This window comes from Burkholderia stabilis (assembly GCF_001742165.1).
Lineage (GTDB): Bacteria > Pseudomonadota > Gammaproteobacteria > Burkholderiales > Burkholderiaceae > Burkholderia > Burkholderia stabilis.
On sequence record NZ_CP016443.1, the window covers coordinates 1882954 to 1898579 of the forward strand.

Here is a 15626-nt window from a genome sequence, read left to right on the forward strand (position 1 = left end):
TTGTCCTGTGTCGGTTCGCGCGGCGCGGTCTTATACTGCCGCGTACCGCACCCCGACCGCTAATTCCCGATGTCGTCCGACCGTTCGTCGCTGCTGCCCGCGCTCACGCTGCGGCAAGTCCAGCACTTCGTCGTGCTCGCGCATGCCCGCAGCTTCACGCAGGCCGCACAGGCGCTGTCGCTCACGCAGCCCGCGCTCACCGCGTCGATCCGCCAGATCGAGTTCCTGCTCGGCGGGCGCCTGTTCGCGCGCTCCGCGCACCGGCTCACGCTGACTTCCGCCGGCGAGGCCGTGCTGCCGCTCGCCGAACGCCTGCTCAACCAGGCGCGCGGCACCTTCGACGACATGACGCGCCTCATCGGCGAACGCATCCAGACCGTACGGATCGCCTTCATCCCGTCGGTCGCGGGCCGCCTGCTGCCCGCGCTCAACGCGCTGCGCGGCACGCACCCGACGCTGCGCTTCACGCTCACCGACCTGCCGAACAGTGCGCTCGTCGAGGCCGTGCGCGACAGCGTCGCGGATCTCGGCATCGGCGTGCGCGAACCGGACAGCGACGACGGCACGCTGCGCTACCAGCAGCTCTTCGAGGACGAGATCGTGATCGTCGTGCGGCATGACGATCCGCTCGCGGGCGCGAAGAGCGTCACGTGGGCGAAGCTCGTCGATCGCGAACTCGCGGTGTTCGTGCGCGGCAGCGTCAGCGAATCGCTGCATCGCACCGGCGGCGCCGAGAAGCTGCGCCTGAACGTCACGTACCGGATGGAATACACCGAGCCGCTTTACGCGCTCGCGCGCAACGGTCTCGCGACGGTCGTGCTGCCGAGCCTCTACACGATGCATCTGCACGATCCCGAGCTCGTCGCGCTGCGCGTCGAGAAACCGCGCGTCACGCGCGCGATCTCGCTGATCTCGCTCGCCGGCGACGATCGCGGCCCGCACGTGCGCACCTGCCGCGAGTGGATCGCGAAGCACATCTGATTCCTCGTTTCGCGCGCGGCCGCCCGTTCGGTCGTTCGTACGTTCAGGGCAGCTTCGCGATGCGCTCGACGAGCGTCGCGTAAAAGCGGTCCGCGTCGACCTCGTTGATCCACGTCGCGTTCGCCGCGCGGCCGCTGCGCCCGTTCCAGTCGACGATCGTTTCGCCGAGCGTCCACTGCCCGGTCGTCTCGACCACCACGTTCACCTTGCGCCCGCCGAACAGCGTCGGATCGACGAGATAACCGACCGCCGTCGGGTCGTACATCGGTGCGTCCTCTACACCTCGCCGCTTCTTGTTGTACGCGAGCTCGGCCGTCATGATGTCCGCGACGATCGCGCCGCAGCGATTGCCGAGCGCACGGAACGGCGCCACGCGCGCCGGGGTGATCGGCGCCTTCACCGCGACGTCGCGCGGCAGCACGACGATCGGCACGCCGCTGCCGAACACCACGTCGGCCGCCTGCGGATCGACGTAGATGTTGAACTCGGCGGCCGGCGTGATGTTGCCGCGCTCGAAAAACGCGCCGCCCATCAGCACGATTTCGCGCAGCGCGCCGCGAATCTGCGGCGCTTCGACCAGCGCGGTCGCGATGTTCGTCAGCGGGCCGAGCGCGCACAGCGTCACGCTGTTCGGCGCTGCGCGACTCAACGTATCGACGAGGTACGACACCGCGTGCCCGGCAGCGAGCGGCGCACGCGGCTCGTGCAACTCGACGCCTTCGAGCCCCGTCTTGCCGTGCACGTTCGCGGCCGTCACGAGTTCGCGCACGAGCGGACGCGGGCAGCCTGCGTAGACGGGCAGCGTCTTCGTGCGGCCGGCCCAGTCGCGGATGATCCGCGCATTGCGTTCGGTGAGGTCGAGCGGCACGTTGCCCGCAACCGCGGTCAGCGCGCGCACGTCGAGCCGGTCCTGCGCGCCGAGCGCGAACAGGATCGCGATGGCGTCGTCCTGGCCGGGGTCGGTGTCGATGATGACCGTGCGGCGCGCGGCGTCGCCGCCGGCCGCGAATGCGCCGCTTTCCGGCAACAGCGCGGTGCCGGCCAGCGCGGCGGACAGCTTCAGGAAGGTGCGGCGGGATGCGATCGGATGGGTCATCGTTGTTCTCTCGGGAAAACGCCGGGCCGCCTCGAGTTTGCCTGCCCCCGTCGGGGGGCCTGGCGCGAAGCGGCAGGTTCGGGGGCGCTCAAAATACGTGCCGGACGCCGAGCGTCGCCATCATCTGGCGCGTGTTGGTCGAGCGCGCGTACGCGAAGATCTGCGCGTGGTCCGCGTCGCCGGCCGCCTGTTGCGCGATCACCGTCAGCGCGACGTCGGTGCGTTTCGACAGGTAGTAATCGGCCTGCAGGTTCACCTGGTGCCATCGCGGGCGCTTGTCGATCACGTCGTACTTGCCGTTCGTGAACGCATACGCGGCGCCGAGAAAGAGCTGCGGCGTCATCGTGTAGACGACGTTCACGCCGAGGTTCTGCAAATGCAGGTGCGAATTGTCGAGGTAATCGTAGCGCACGTCGGTAAACATCGCCGCGAACTGCGCGCGGCCGATCGTATAGAAGCCGCCGGTGCCCGTGATCCGCTGCCGGCTCGCGTACACCGCCGGCGACGTCGCGCTCTTGCTGAAGATCAGCAGCGGCGACGCATAGTCGTTCGCGATCGCGCCGTCCTGGTTCGTGCTGCTGTACGGATGGTTGTACTGCGCATAGACCACGCTCCAGCGCAGCGGGCCGCGCTCGTAGCCGAGCCCGAAGCTGTACGCGCTGTTGTTCGCGAAGCCCGTCGCGTTGCTGAAGCCGTACAGCGCGGTGAATTTCAGGCCGTAGTAGACGGGGCTCACGTACTTCACCGAGTTCTGCACGCGGATGTCGTTGTAGCCGTTGTCGTTGTCGCCGATGTTCACGCCGTTGCTCGCGATGATCACGGGCCCGATGTAGTCGTGGATCGCATCGTACTGGCGGCCGAACGTCAGCGAGCCGTAGGTGCGGTCGGCAAGGCCGACGTAGGCCATGCGCCCGAACTCGCGGCCGTTCTGAGCGGCCGTGCCCGTCATCACGTTGAAGCCGTTCTCGAGCTGGAAGATCGCGGACAGCCCCTGCCCGAGATCCTCCTTGCCCTTCAGCCCCCAGCGCGGGTTCTGGTTCGTGCCGGACAGCGCCTGCCAGGCGTTCTTGCCGCCCTGGTTGGTCGCGAACCCGACGCCGGCCGAGATGAGACCGTACAGCGTCACGCTGCTTTGCGCGCAGGCATGGGTCGCGAAGGCGCCGAGCATCGCGAGCGGGGCGAGCTTGTAGAGAGTTTTCATGCGGGTCGTGTGGTCGGTGGTGGTCCAGGCGCGGCAGGGTTCCGCGAAACTGGGCTCGACTATACGAATCCCGATCGGATAATAAAAGTTTGCTTTTCTTATGTATCAATAAAACGGATTTATTCTCATCGGCGTAGCTTCCGCGCTTGCCGGGCCGGCGGTCAGTCCGCCGTGTCGCCGTTCTTCGGCAGCTTCGACCACGCCTTGCGCCCCGGCAATGGCGACCACGCCGGGCGGGCCTTTCGTGCGCTGTCGATCACCACCAGGTAGCGTCCCGCGATCGGCGTGATGTCGCGATCGCGGCGCAGCACCCACAGCGACTTGCCGGCCTCGACGCGTGCCTGGTAGTCGTCGTCGAGCAGGCCGTGCCGATCGAAGAACGTGTTCAGCGACGCGGGAATCCGCACGCATCCCTTCGAGTGCCGGATGCCGAGCAGCGATTCGAGGCGGTCGGGGTCGGTCGCGTGCATCTGGAAACGCATCGGCGACACGCCGCCCTTGCCCCACCCGCGTTCGCCGTCCACCCAGCCGAAGTCGTAGATGCGCATGTCGCGGCGGCCGTAGCCGCGAATGCCGTTCTCGTTCGTCGTGCCTTCCGCGCGGAAATCCATGTTGTCCGGCGAGTGATGGAATACGCCGAGCGGCGTCAGGAAATGGTCGTACTTGCCCGGCAGCCCGGTGCCGACCGGCGACGCGCCGATCATCAGCCATGCATTGGCCGGCGTCGCGCGGAAGTAGATGAACAGCGCCTGCACGTTCGGCGCGCGGTCGACCATCGCGACGTATTCGCCGGCGAGATCGCCGAGGTCGGCGTCGGCAAGCGCCGTCTGCAGACGCGCGCCGTAGGCGCGCTGCTCGCTAGCGGGCACGTTCAGGCGTCGCGTGACTTCCTGCGCGAAGCGCTTGCGCAGGTCGATCGCGCGCGCCGTCGCGCTTTGCGCTTCTTCAGCCGACAACGGCGTATGCCGGCGCGGCGGCGTTGGCGCAGGCGCCTCGGCCTCGCTGGCGGCGGTGGCCGAAGCGGCCGATGCAGGCGACGCGGTGGACGCGGCGGAAGCCGCCGATGCGCCCGACGCCGTACTCGCAGGCTCCGCATGATGCGCGTGCGACGCTGCGGGTTCGGGCTGCACCGCCGACGCCCCCGACGTCGCATGCGCAGCCGAAGCCGGATGCACGCGGGAAGCCGCCGACGTGGGCGAAGCAACTGATGAGGATGGCGTAGCAGCGGACGACGGAACGTCGGACGCGGCCAACGCAGGCTGCCCGGCAAGAACGGAAATCGGCAGCGCGGCAGCGAGCCACATGGATGCGACGGCTGCGCGGATAAGGCAACGCGGCTTCGCAAATTGCCGCGTCAGGTCGGAAAGCATCATAGGTTCGAAGCCATCGGCCGATCCGGCCGCCGCACGGTGCTGGTGCGAGCGGCGCATCTTCCGCGTGAGCCATCGACACGTCCGGCGCATCGTGTGCGCCCGGCGCCGACGCCTCTTCGCGGTGGAGCCGTTCGCTGCTGCAACGCGTGCGGTCCGATGGCGGCTAATGAGTCGTCAGACTTTCCATTCTACGCGTCCATCCAGGAATCGGCAGCGCCGGAAGTCGCGGTTTCGCGGCGGATTTGCGCTTCGTCACGCTTTGTTGCAACTCGTTGCGGTTCGCGGCTTCGTTGCGTGGCAACCTGCTTCGTTGATGTATTTCAGGCCGGCGAACAGGCGGCTTTCGCTTGCCGCATCGCGGGTCGCTTCCGCCTAATTGCTTGGCATGCCAAATCATATGGGTGAGCGACGCGCGCAGGCGATTACCTTGCACGCATGCCGCATGAGCCCTGCGGCACGCGTGCAAGACCGTGGATCAGCGGGAGATGGTTTCGAGCGCGATGCCCTTCGTGCGCGGCCCCATGAGCCCGATCGCGGCCATCACGATCACCATCGCGCCCGCGATGAACGCGAACACGCCGAAGGTGCCGAAGCCCTTCAGCACGGCCGCGATCACGAACGACGAGAAGATCGCCGAGAAGCGGCTCCACGAATAGACGAAACCGACGGCCCGTGCGCGGATCGACGTCGGGAACAATTCGGCCTGATACGCGTGGAAGCTGTACGACATGATGTTGCTCGCGAGCGTGAGGCCGATGCCGAGCACGATCAGGAATGCGCCCACCGTCGTCTGGCTGAACAGCAGCCCGCAGACGACGATCGCCGCGGCCATCGCGACGATCACCGATTTGCGCTCGAAGCGGTCGGCGATCACGAGGCCGATCAGCGGCCCGATCGGCGCCGCGAGCGCGATCACGCTCGAATACATCAGGCTCGACGTGATCGTGATGCCCTGCTTGATCAGCAGCGTCGGCACCCAGTTCGCGAAACCGTAGAAGCCGACCGTCTGGAACACGTTGAAGATCGTCATCATGATCGTGCGGCTGCGATACGGCGGCACCCACATGTCGCGGAAGCTGCCGCGCGGCGGCACCGGCTCGGCCGGCGCGGGCGGCGGCAGCGGCCGCCCGTACTCGGCTTCGACCTTCGCTTCGAGCGCGCGCATGATGCGGTCGGCTTCGTCGACCCGGCCCTGCTGCGCGAGCCAGCGCGGGCTTTCCGGCAGTTCGCGGCGAATCCACCAGACGAAGAGCGCGCCGTGCGCGCCGATCAGCACGACCCAGCGCCAGCCGTCGAGGCCGAACGGCGCGTGCGGCACGAGCAGGTAAGCCAGGAACGCGACCACCGGCACCGCGACGAACCCGACTGCCTGCTCGCACGCGAATGCGCGGCCGCGGATCTGCTTCGGCACGAGCTCGGAGATGTACGTGCCGATCGTCACCATCTCGACACCGAGGCCGAGACCGACGACGAAGCGCCAGAAGTTCAGCCCGGCCGCGGTGTCCTGGAACGCCATCACGATGTTGGCGGCCGTGTACCACAGCAGCGACCACGTGAAGATCGCGCGGCGGCCGAAGCGGTCGGCGAGAAAACCGCATGCGATCGTGCCGATGAACAGCCCGGAGAACAGCGCGGCGATGAAGCTCGCGACACCCGTGGTGCCGAACAGGCCGTGCGTCGTCGCCGAGAGGATTCCGCTTTTCACGAGGCCCGGCGCGATGTAGCCGCTGTAGAGCAGATCGTAGAGTTCGAAGAAGAAGCCGAGGCTCAGCAGGACGACGAGTTTCCAGACGGTGCGGGTCGGCGGCAGGCGGTCGAGGCGAGCCGAGATGGAGCCGGGGTCGACGGGTGAAGAAACGGGGGATGTGAGGCTGTCCGTTGAGGCCATCTTGGGCGCGTCTCCTGTTCGTGTCGTGTACTTGTTGTCCGGCGGCCGTCGGGCCGCCGCCGTGCGAATCGCTGCATTGTACTGGCAGGTACACCCGGAACGCGTGCGCGCGCGAAGCCGGGCCGGCGATTCGGCCCCCCGGTTTCCGCGCCGGATTATGTGTAAATTGCGTAACCGTCTGTCGGATCTGAAAGGGTTGCCCGGCGAGAATCGGTCATCGCGCGCCCGGGTCGGGAGCGACGCCAGCCCGGTCAAGCGGGGCGCGCGGCGCGATTTCATGCCTGCCCGCACCGCCCGGCCCGTCGCAACCGGCGGACACGATCGACGCAACCGCCGCCCCCGCGCCCCGGTAACATGCTTGTCGGGCCAACCGCCGGCTATCGCAAGCCTTTCGGTCAGCGAAATTGTCGGCAAATCGTAAGCATTCCATGTCCATACAACGACTATCTCTCTACGCCCGCCGAATCTTGATGATCGCGCTGCTGCAGTTCGCGGCGGTGGCGACCGCGTCGGCGTTTCCGGCGGCCGCTTCCGCCCCCGGCGCGAGTGGCACCGACGCGTCCGTCCCGGCGATCTCGCTGAACGATGCCGTCGCGCAGCTCAAGCAGATGCAGGCCGAGCTGGACCGCATCAAGCAGCAGACCACGACCGCGCCCAACAGCAAGGAGCTGGACGGGCTCGACGACTCGGCGCAGGAACTGAGCACCGATGTCGCGAAACTCCAGAGCGATCTCGCGCCGCAACGCGCGCAGGTCCAGGCGCAACTCGACGTGCTCGGCCCGGCGCCGGCCGAGGGTGCCGCGCCGGAAGCGCCGGCCGTCGCGAAACAGCGCGCGGCGCTGAACGCGCGCAAGACGCAGATCGATGCAGCGCTGAAGCAGGCAGCCGACCAGAAGACCAGTCTCACGAACCTGACCGAGCAGTTCTCGAAGCTGCATCGCAGCCTGCTGAAGAATCAGCTCGCGTTCCGTTCGGGCGGCATCTTCAGCGCGGAGTTCTGGCTGCCGCTGTTCCATCTGTCGCCGGACGACCGTCAACGGCTCGAGGATTTCGACGACGAACTGCGCGACATGTTCCGCTCGTCGTGGGTGCCCGGACAGCGCACGATCACCGTGCTCCTGCTGATTGCCACATTCGCGGTATGGATCGGCGGCCGCCGGCTCATCGAGCGCGGGTTCGCGTGGCTCTGCCTGGACCGCCTGCCGCCCACTCGCTTGCGGCGCAGCGCGCTGGCGCTGTCGGCCGCGCTGTCGACCTTCCTGGCCACCGCATTTGCTGTCCAGATCCTCTACCTCGCCGTCGCGCGCCACTACGAGCTCACGCCGCCGCTGACCGATCTGTGGGACCAGTTCGCGAAGCTCGCCGCGACCTGCGCGCTGATTGCCGGGCTCGGCCGCGCGCTGCTCTGCACGAAGCATCCGTCGTGGCGCCTGCCGGCGCTCGCCGATCCCGTCGCGCTCGCGATGAAGCCGTTCCCCGGCATCCTGGCCGCGCTGCTGCTGATGTCCGGCACGCTCGAATCGATCAACCGGATCGTCGACACCAGCCTGTCGGTCACGCTGTTCGGCCGCGGCATCGTCTCGCTCGTCGTCGCGCTGACGGTCGGCGCGTCGCTGCTGCGCTCGAACCGCGCGCGCAGCGCGCTCGCGGCGGCCGGCGAGGCGCCCGAACAGCGCTCGACGCTCGCCGGGCTGATCCATGCCGGCGTCACGCTGGCGATCGTCGCCTCGCTGGTCGCGCTCCTGATCGGCTACATCACGGTCGCGCGCTTCATCACCTACGAACTCGTTTGGTTCGAGATCGTGCTGTGCGCGACCTATATCCTGATCCAGCTGACGCGCGACGCGAGCGAAAGCCTGTTCTCCGCGAACCTGTCGACGGGCCAGCAGATCAAGCACCTGTTCGCGCTCGAGGATCGCCACCTCGACCAGGCGCGCACGGTCCTGTCCGGTTTCGGCACGAGCCTGCTGATGCTGATCGCAGCCATCGCGCTGCTGACGGGCGGCTTCGGCACGACGCCGGGCGACCTGCTCGACAGCGCGGTCGCGATGATCGGCAGCCAGCGGCTGCAGAGCCTGAACATCATGCCGGACCGGATCCTGAACGCCGTGATCGGCTTCGCGATCGGCTTCTACCTGCTGCGCTCGCTGCGCCGCTGGCTCGACGGCGAGTTCATGCCCGCGCTCGGCATGGATACGGGCATGCGCGTGTCGCTGATCACGCTGTTCACCAACGTCGGCTACGTGCTGCTCGTATTGATGACGCTGGGGCTGCTCGGCGTCAGGTGGAACAATCTCGCGTGGATCGTCAGTGCGCTGTCGGTCGGTATCGGCTTCGGCCTGCAGGAGATCGTGAAGAATTTCGTGTCGGGGCTGATCCTGCTGACCGAGCGTCCGGTGAAGGTGGGCGACATGATCAGCATCGCGGGCGTCGAAGGCGACATCCGCCGCATCAACGTGCGCGCGACCGAGATCCAGCTCAGCGACCGCTCGACCGTGATCGTGCCGAACTCGCAACTGATCTCGCAGAACCTGCGCAACGTGACGATGGGCAACAGCACGCAGGGCGTCGCGACGCTGGTGCTGACGTTCCCGCTGAACACCGATCCCGAGCAGGTGCGCGACTTGTTGCTCGAAGCGTATCGCGCACATCAGGCGATTCTGGAGAAGCCGGCGCCGTCGGTGACGTTCAGCCAGCTCACGCCGGACGGGATCACGCTGAGCGTGACGGGTTACGTCGCAAGCCCGCGAATCGCGAGTTCGACGAAGAGCGATCTGCTGTTCGAGATCCTGAAGCAGTTGCGCGCGGCAGGGATCACGCTGTCGAGCCCGCAGATGCTGGTCGTGCAGAACATGCCGACGGTGGAGAAGTGACGCGCCGGATGCATTCGAGCTAACCCGGCTGCCTGCGGTCGATGCGAAGGTTGGCGGCATCGTCCGCAGCCCGCCCATTCATCACCGGCCCGGATCAGGATTCCCGAATACCGCGAACGCGGCGCGATTCCCTTTCCCCAAACACAACGGGCCGGCACCGCATCGCGGCAACCGGCCCGTTTCACCATCAGGCGGCGCAATGCGCGCCGCCCGACCTCACACGTCGAACTTCACGCCCTGCGCCAGCGGCAGCTGACGGCTGTAGTTGATCGTGTTCGTCGCGCGGCGCATATATGCCTTCCACGCATCCGAACCCGACTCGCGGCCGCCGCCCGTTTCCTTCTCGCCGCCGAACGCGCCGCCGATTTCCGCGCCGCTCGTGCCGATGTTCACGTTGACGATCCCGCAGTCGCTGCCCGCTGCCGACATGAATTGCTCGGCCTCGCGCACGTCGTTCGTGAAGATCGCCGACGACAGGCCTTGCGGCACTGCGTTGTGCAGGTCGATCGCGTCTTCGAAGTTGTCGTAGACCATCACGTACAGGATCGGTGCGAACGTCTCGCGCTCGACCACCGCCGACTGCTTCGGCATCCGCACGATTGCCGGACGCACGTAGTACGCATCCGCATGACCGACGTCGACGCGCTCGCCGCCCTTCACTTCGCCGCCCTGCTCGCGTGCATCGGCCAGCGCCTTCTGCATCGCGTCGAACGACGCGCGGTCGACCAGCGGGCCGACGAGCGTGCCTTCTTCGAGCGGGTTGCCGACCTTCACCGACACGTAGGCCTTCTCGATGCGCGGCAGCAGTTGCTCGACGACGCTGCGATGCACGATCAGGCGGCGCAGCGTGGTGCAGCGCTGGCCGGCCGTGCCGACCGCCGCGAACGTGACCGCGCGCACGACGAGATCGAGGTCGGCGCTCGGCGCGACGATCATCCCGTTGTTGCCGCCGAGTTCGAGGATGCCGCGCGCGAGACGCTGGCTCAGCACCTTCGCGACTTCCGTGCCCATGCGCACGCTGCCCGTCGCGCTGACGACCGGCACCTTCTTCGACGACGTCAGCACCTCGCCGACATCGCGCATGCCGAGCACCAGCTGGCTCAGCCCTTCCGGCGCGACGCCCGGATGCGTCTTGTCGAACTCGCGCAGCGCCTTCTGGAGCAGCACGTGGCATGCGATCGCGGTGAGCGGCGTCTTTTCCGACGGCTTCCACACGACCGGGTCGCCGCACACGAACGCGAGCGCCGCATTCCATGCCCACACCGCGACCGGGAAGTTGAACGCCGAAATCACGCCGCACACGCCGATCGGGTGCCACGTTTCCATCATCCGGTGGCCCGGGCGCTCCGACGCGATCGTCAGGCCGTAAAGCTGGCGCGACAGGCCGACCGCGAAATCGCAGATGTCGATCATTTCCTGCACTTCGCCGAGACCTTCCGACGTGATCTTGCCAGCTTCCAGCGTGACGAGGCGGCCGAGCTCGGCCTTGTGCTCGCGCAGTACGTTACCGAACACGCGCACGAGTTCGCCGCGCACCGGCGCCGGCACCGTGCGCCACTTGAGGAATGCGTCGTGCGCGGCGTCGATCTTGCGTTCCGCGTCGGCCGGCGAGTCGACTGCCAGCGTCGCGAGCGTCGCGCCGTCGAGCGGCGAACGCGCGGTCAGCGCATTGCCTTTCCACTGGGCGAGATCGATATCGAGCGCGGCAAGAATGTCGTTGAATTGCATCACTTCCTCTTCAGGGACAGATTGATCGGTGCGGCGGCAGCGCCGCCCGCGTGATTCGATTGGAGCGCGTTCGCGCGCCCTGTGCAAGCGGATGCGCAACTCGGCAGGCCCGCTGCGCCGCACGGCGCATCGCGCTGCGCCGCACGGCGCATCGCGCTGCGCCACCGCCGGAAAGCCCGGCCGGACGGCGCGCTCCCGCCTCGCGAAGCACGATCCATGAAACACATTGTCGGTGGCCACAAGTCGGGCCGCTATTGATATTAACTCACGACTTCATTCCCAAAACGCAACAACTCGGTGGGGCAAACCGATGTGCTTCCGCACGGATATCGGACCTTTCCAAAGCCGCTGACCGGGCCGCGAGACACGTCTGAACGCGACACAAGTTGATGACAAAGCTGCATCACCCTGTGCGGAAATATCGTTTGCCGCCCATGCATCGGGCACACACAATCAGTGCCACGTCGAGGTGCAACGCACCCGGCGCGCCGCCGGCCGCCGCGATCGCAGCCGGACGACAGACGAAGGCGACACGCGTCGCGGCCCGGTGCATCCGGGCCGTTCCCGCGCGGCACCGCCGCTGCCCGGCCCGCGGCCGGCAACGCATCGCGCTTCGTCAGCGAAAAACAATTCCGGAGACAGCGCCCAGCGCCCGCCATGCATTCAGATGCCCGCCCCGATTCGCCCCTTCCGTCCGGCTCGCCGCCCGCGAAGCCGTCCCTCCACCGTGCGCTGCAGGCCCGCCATCTGCGCATGATCGCGATCGGCGGCTCGATCGGCACGGGCCTGTTCGTCGCGTCCGGCGCGTCGATCTCGCAAGCCGGCCCTGGCGGCGCGATGCTCGCGTACATGCTGATCGGCCTGATGGTGTACTTCCTGATGACGAGCCTCGGCGAGATGGCCGCGTTCATGCCGGTGTCGGGCTCGTTCGCAACCTACGGCGCGAAGTTCGTCGACGAAGGCTTCGGCTTCGCGCTCGGCTGGAACTACTGGTACAGCTGGGCCGTGACGCTCGCGGTGGAGCTCGTCGCCGCGCAGCTCGTGATGAACTACTGGTTTCCGCATGTGCCGGGCGTCTGGTGGAGCGCGCTGTTCCTCACGCTGGTCTTCGCGCTCAATGCGTTGTCGGTGCGCGGCTTCGGCGAAGCCGAATACTGGTTCGCGCTGATCAAGGTGCTGACGGTGCTCGCATTCGTCGGCATCGGCCTGCTGATGATCTTCGGGATCATGCAGGGCGGCCCGAGCGCGGGCTGGGGCAACTTCACGATCGGCGACGCGCCGTTCGCCGGTGGCTGGGCGACGATGCTCGGCGTCGCGATGATCGCGGGCTTCTCGTTCCAGGGCACCGAAATGATCGGCGTCGCGGCCGGCGAATCGGAAAACCCGCGCACGACGATCCCGCGCGCGGTGAGCCAGATCTTCTGGCGCATCCTGCTGTTCTACGTGTTCGCGATCTTCGTGATCGGCGTGCTGATTCCCTATACCGACCCGAGCCTGCTGAAAAGCGACGTGACCGACATCGGCGTGAGCCCGTTCACGCTCGTGTTCCGCCACGCGGGCCTCGCGTTCGCGGCCGGCGTGATGAACGCGGTGATCCTCACCGCCGTACTGTCGGCCGGCAACTCGGGCATGTACGCGTCGACACGGATGCTCTACAACCTCGCGGTCGAGGGCCGCGCGCCGAAGCTGTTCGCAAAGCTGTCTCCTGGTGGCGTGCCGCGCAACGCGCTGTACGCGACGACGGCCATCGGCGCGCTGTGCTTCCTCACGTCGCTGTACGGCGACAAGACGGTCTACCTGTGGCTGCTGAACACGTCGGGCATGGCCGGCTTCATCACGTGGCTCGGCATCGCGGTCAGCCATTACCGGTTCCGCAAGGGTTTCCTGAAACAAGGCTACCGGCTCGACCAGTTGCCGTACCGCTCGAAGTGGTTCCCGTTCGGTCCGCTGTTCGCGTTCGCGCTGTGCGCGATCGTCGCGCTCGGCCAGGACTACCAGGCGTTCCTCGCGGACAAGATCGACTGGGTCGGCGTCGCCGCGACCTACATCGGCCTGCCGTTCTTCCTCGTGATCTGGCTCGGCTACGCGCTCGTGCGCAAATGCCGCCTCGTGCGCTACGAGGACATGGAGATCGCGCCGTGGATCGAACGCAACGCGACGCCCGAACCCGCACCGCAGGCCGAAACCGGCTACGCGGGCTACGTCGCCCGTCCGGCCAACCCGACGCCGGGCGCCTGACGGCCCGCATCGCGCCGGTTGCCGCCCGAGCGCGGCAGCCGGCGCCCTGAAAACCCCATTCGACGCGGCGCGCGCGTTCAGGCAAGATCGACGCGCGCCATCCGTCTTTCCGCCGTTACGAGTCATCGAAATCGCATGCAGAACTTCTACGAAGCCACCGTTACCCGCCAGCCCTACCCGCAACTGACCGGCACGATCGACACGCAGGTCTGCATCGTCGGCGGCGGCCTTGCCGGCCTGTGCACGGCGCTCGGTCTCGTCGAGCGCGGCGTGCAGGACGTCGTCGTGCTCGACGGCGAACGGGTCGGCTTCGGCGCATCGGGCCGCAACGGCGGCTTCGTCTTCGGCGGCTACAGCCTCGACAACGCCGACCTGCTGCGCACGCTCGGCCGCGACGAAGGGCGCCGGCTGTACCGGCTCACCGTCGACGCGGTCGAGCTGATCCGCGCGCGGATCGCGCGCTACGGGATCGACTGCGACATCGTCGACCAGGGCGTGATGCTCGCGAACTGGTTCGACGACCCGTCGCGGCTCGACGGCGTGCGCACGCTGATGAAGCAGGAATTCGACGTCGACTGGGAACCGGTCGCGACGGACGCGCTGCGCGCGCGCCTCAAAACGCAGCGCTATTACGGCGGCCTGTTCGAACCGAACGCATTCCACTTCCATCCGCTCAAGTACGTGCTCGGCGTCGCGGCGGCCGCGTCGCGTGGCGGCGCACGCGTGTACGAGCGCTCGGCCGCACTCGGCATCGCGCGCGAAGGCGCCGGCTACGTCGTGCGTACGGCGCAGGGCGCGGTGCGCGCGAAAGACGTCGTGTTCGCCGGCGGCGGCTACGCGCGCGGCGTGTCGCCGCGCATCGAACGCGCGGTGCTGCCGATCGCGACCTACGTGATCGCGACCGAGCCGCTCGGCGCGCGCCTGCCGGACGCGATCGACGCGCCGTACGCGATCTACGACACGCGTTTCGCGTTCGACTATTACCGCCCGCTGAAGGACACGCGCATCCTGTGGGGCGGCCGGATCTCGGTGCTCGACCGCGGCCCCGACGCGATCGCGCGCCTGCTCCGGCGCGACCTGCTGCGTGTATATCCGCAGCTCGAGGACGTGAAGGTCGACTACGCGTGGGGCGGGCTGATGAGCTACGCGCGGCACAAGATGCCGCAGATCGGCCGCGACGCGGATGGCGTGTGGCACGCGATCGCGTTCGGCGGCCACGGGATGGCGCCGACCACGGTAGCCGGCGAAGCGCTCGCGGCCGCGCTGGCCGAAGGGCGGCCGGTGCCGGAGGGCTTCGCGTCGTTCGGGCTCACCCGCACGTTCGGGCTGGCCGGCCTCGCCGCTGCGCAGCTCACGTACACGGCGTATCAGGCCCGCGACGCGCTCGCATCCTGCCGCCGCTGAGCGCCGCCGGGGCGGCCGAAACGGCCCTGCCGATTAGAGCGGAAGGTCGGCCGGGCGGGGGTTTGCCGCATGCTAGAATGCCTTTTCCAAGCCGCCGAAGCCACAATAAAGTCACATGAAAGCAGGAAGCAAGGGCGCCCCGTCCGACAATCGCGCGCTTGCGTCCGAAGCGCGGCGCAAATACGATCCCGAGCAAACCAAGCGCAACATCCTCGACGTCGCCACGCAGGAATTCTCCGCGATGGGCCTCGCCGGTGCGCGCGTCGACGCGATCGCCGAGCGCACGAACACGACGAAGCGGATGCTCTACTACTACTTCGAAAGCAAGGAAGGCCTGTACGAGGCCGTGCTGGAGAAGGTGTACGGTGACATCCGCGCGCTCGAACAGGAACTGCACGTCGGCGACATGGAGCCACGTGAAGGCATGCGCCGCCTCGTCGAATTCACGTTCGACTATCACGACAAGCATCGCGACTTCGTGCGCCTCGTGTCGATCGAGAACATCCACGGCGCGAAGTATCTCGAACAGCTCAAGTCGTTCAAGAACCGCAACGTCAGCATCATCAAGACGCTCGAGGAACTGGTCGAGCGCGGCGCGGCAAGCGGCGCGTTCCGCACGGACATCGATGCCTTCGACCTGCACCTGCTGATCAGCTCGTTCTGCTTCCACCGCGTGTCGAACCGCTACACATTCGGCGCCGCGTTCGGCCGTGACCCGTCGGCGCCGCGCCTGCGCGCACGGCACCGCGACACGATCGCCGACGCCGTGCTGCGTTACGTCGCCGCGTAAGCGGCGGCGGCCGGTTTTCCGGCCTGCTCCCTCCGCGCACGGAACCTCCGTGCC

10 protein-coding genes are annotated in these 15626 nt (G+C 67.6%); 5 read left to right on the forward strand and 5 right to left on the reverse strand.

The window, feature by feature from the left end; genetic code table 11:
• Window positions 1-69 precede the first annotated feature (69 nt).
• Window positions 70-981 (forward strand): LysR family transcriptional regulator, encoded by a 912-nt coding sequence (locus BBJ41_RS26255; RefSeq protein WP_069749154.1) that lies wholly within the window; start codon window positions 70-72, stop codon window positions 979-981.
• Window positions 982-1024: 43 nt separating this feature from the next.
• Here BBJ41_RS26255 and BBJ41_RS26260 read toward each other — a convergent pair whose 3' ends face one another.
• The 4 genes from BBJ41_RS26260 to BBJ41_RS26275 all read right to left on the reverse strand — a co-directional run bounded on the left by BBJ41_RS26260 (window position 1025) and on the right by BBJ41_RS26275 (window position 6539).
• Window positions 1025-2077 carry a nucleoside hydrolase gene (locus BBJ41_RS26260; RefSeq protein ID WP_069749155.1) on the reverse strand — a complete coding sequence of 351 codons (1053 nt, stop codon included), beginning with the start codon at window positions 2075-2077 and terminating at the stop codon, window positions 1025-1027.
• 88 nt (window positions 2078-2165) lie between these two features.
• Complete coding sequence (locus tag BBJ41_RS26265; protein ID WP_069749156.1) at window positions 2166-3278, reverse strand: porin; 1113 nt, start codon at window positions 3276-3278, stop codon at window positions 2166-2168.
• 161 nt (window positions 3279-3439) lie between these two features.
• The gene (locus BBJ41_RS26270; protein ID WP_083281982.1) at window positions 3440-4741 is read right to left on the reverse strand and encodes a hypothetical protein; all 1302 of its coding nucleotides are present in this window, start codon (window positions 4739-4741) and stop codon (window positions 3440-3442) included.
• A 385-nt stretch (window positions 4742-5126) separates the two neighbouring features.
• Complete coding sequence (locus BBJ41_RS26275; protein WP_069749158.1) at window positions 5127-6539, reverse strand: MFS transporter; 1413 nt, start codon at window positions 6537-6539, stop codon at window positions 5127-5129.
• 428 nt (window positions 6540-6967) lie between these two features.
• Between BBJ41_RS26275 and BBJ41_RS26280 the strand changes: the two genes are divergently transcribed.
• Entirely contained in the window at window positions 6968-9412 is a 2445-nt protein-coding gene (locus BBJ41_RS26280; protein ID WP_069749159.1) for a DUF3772 domain-containing protein, read from the forward strand.
• Window positions 9413-9628: 216 nt separating this feature from the next.
• On the opposite strand, the gene amaB is transcribed toward BBJ41_RS26280, so the two are convergent.
• Window positions 9629-11140, reverse strand: coding sequence for an L-piperidine-6-carboxylate dehydrogenase (gene amaB / locus BBJ41_RS26285; RefSeq protein WP_069749160.1), 1512 nt, complete (start codon window positions 11138-11140; stop codon window positions 9629-9631).
• Window positions 11141-11797: 657 nt separating this feature from the next.
• Between amaB and BBJ41_RS26290 the strand changes: the two genes are divergently transcribed.
• From BBJ41_RS26290 to BBJ41_RS26300, 3 genes are all read left to right on the forward strand, one after another.
• Window positions 11798-13378 (forward strand): amino acid permease, encoded by a 1581-nt coding sequence (locus BBJ41_RS26290; protein ID WP_069749161.1) that lies wholly within the window; start codon window positions 11798-11800, stop codon window positions 13376-13378.
• A 135-nt stretch (window positions 13379-13513) separates the two neighbouring features.
• Entirely contained in the window at window positions 13514-14782 is a 1269-nt protein-coding gene (locus BBJ41_RS26295; RefSeq protein WP_069749162.1) for an NAD(P)/FAD-dependent oxidoreductase, read from the forward strand.
• Between the two features lie 115 nt (window positions 14783-14897).
• The gene (locus tag BBJ41_RS26300; RefSeq protein ID WP_069749163.1) at window positions 14898-15572 is read left to right on the forward strand and encodes a TetR/AcrR family transcriptional regulator; all 675 of its coding nucleotides are present in this window, start codon (window positions 14898-14900) and stop codon (window positions 15570-15572) included.
• The last annotated feature ends 54 nt before the right edge of the window (window positions 15573-15626 follow it).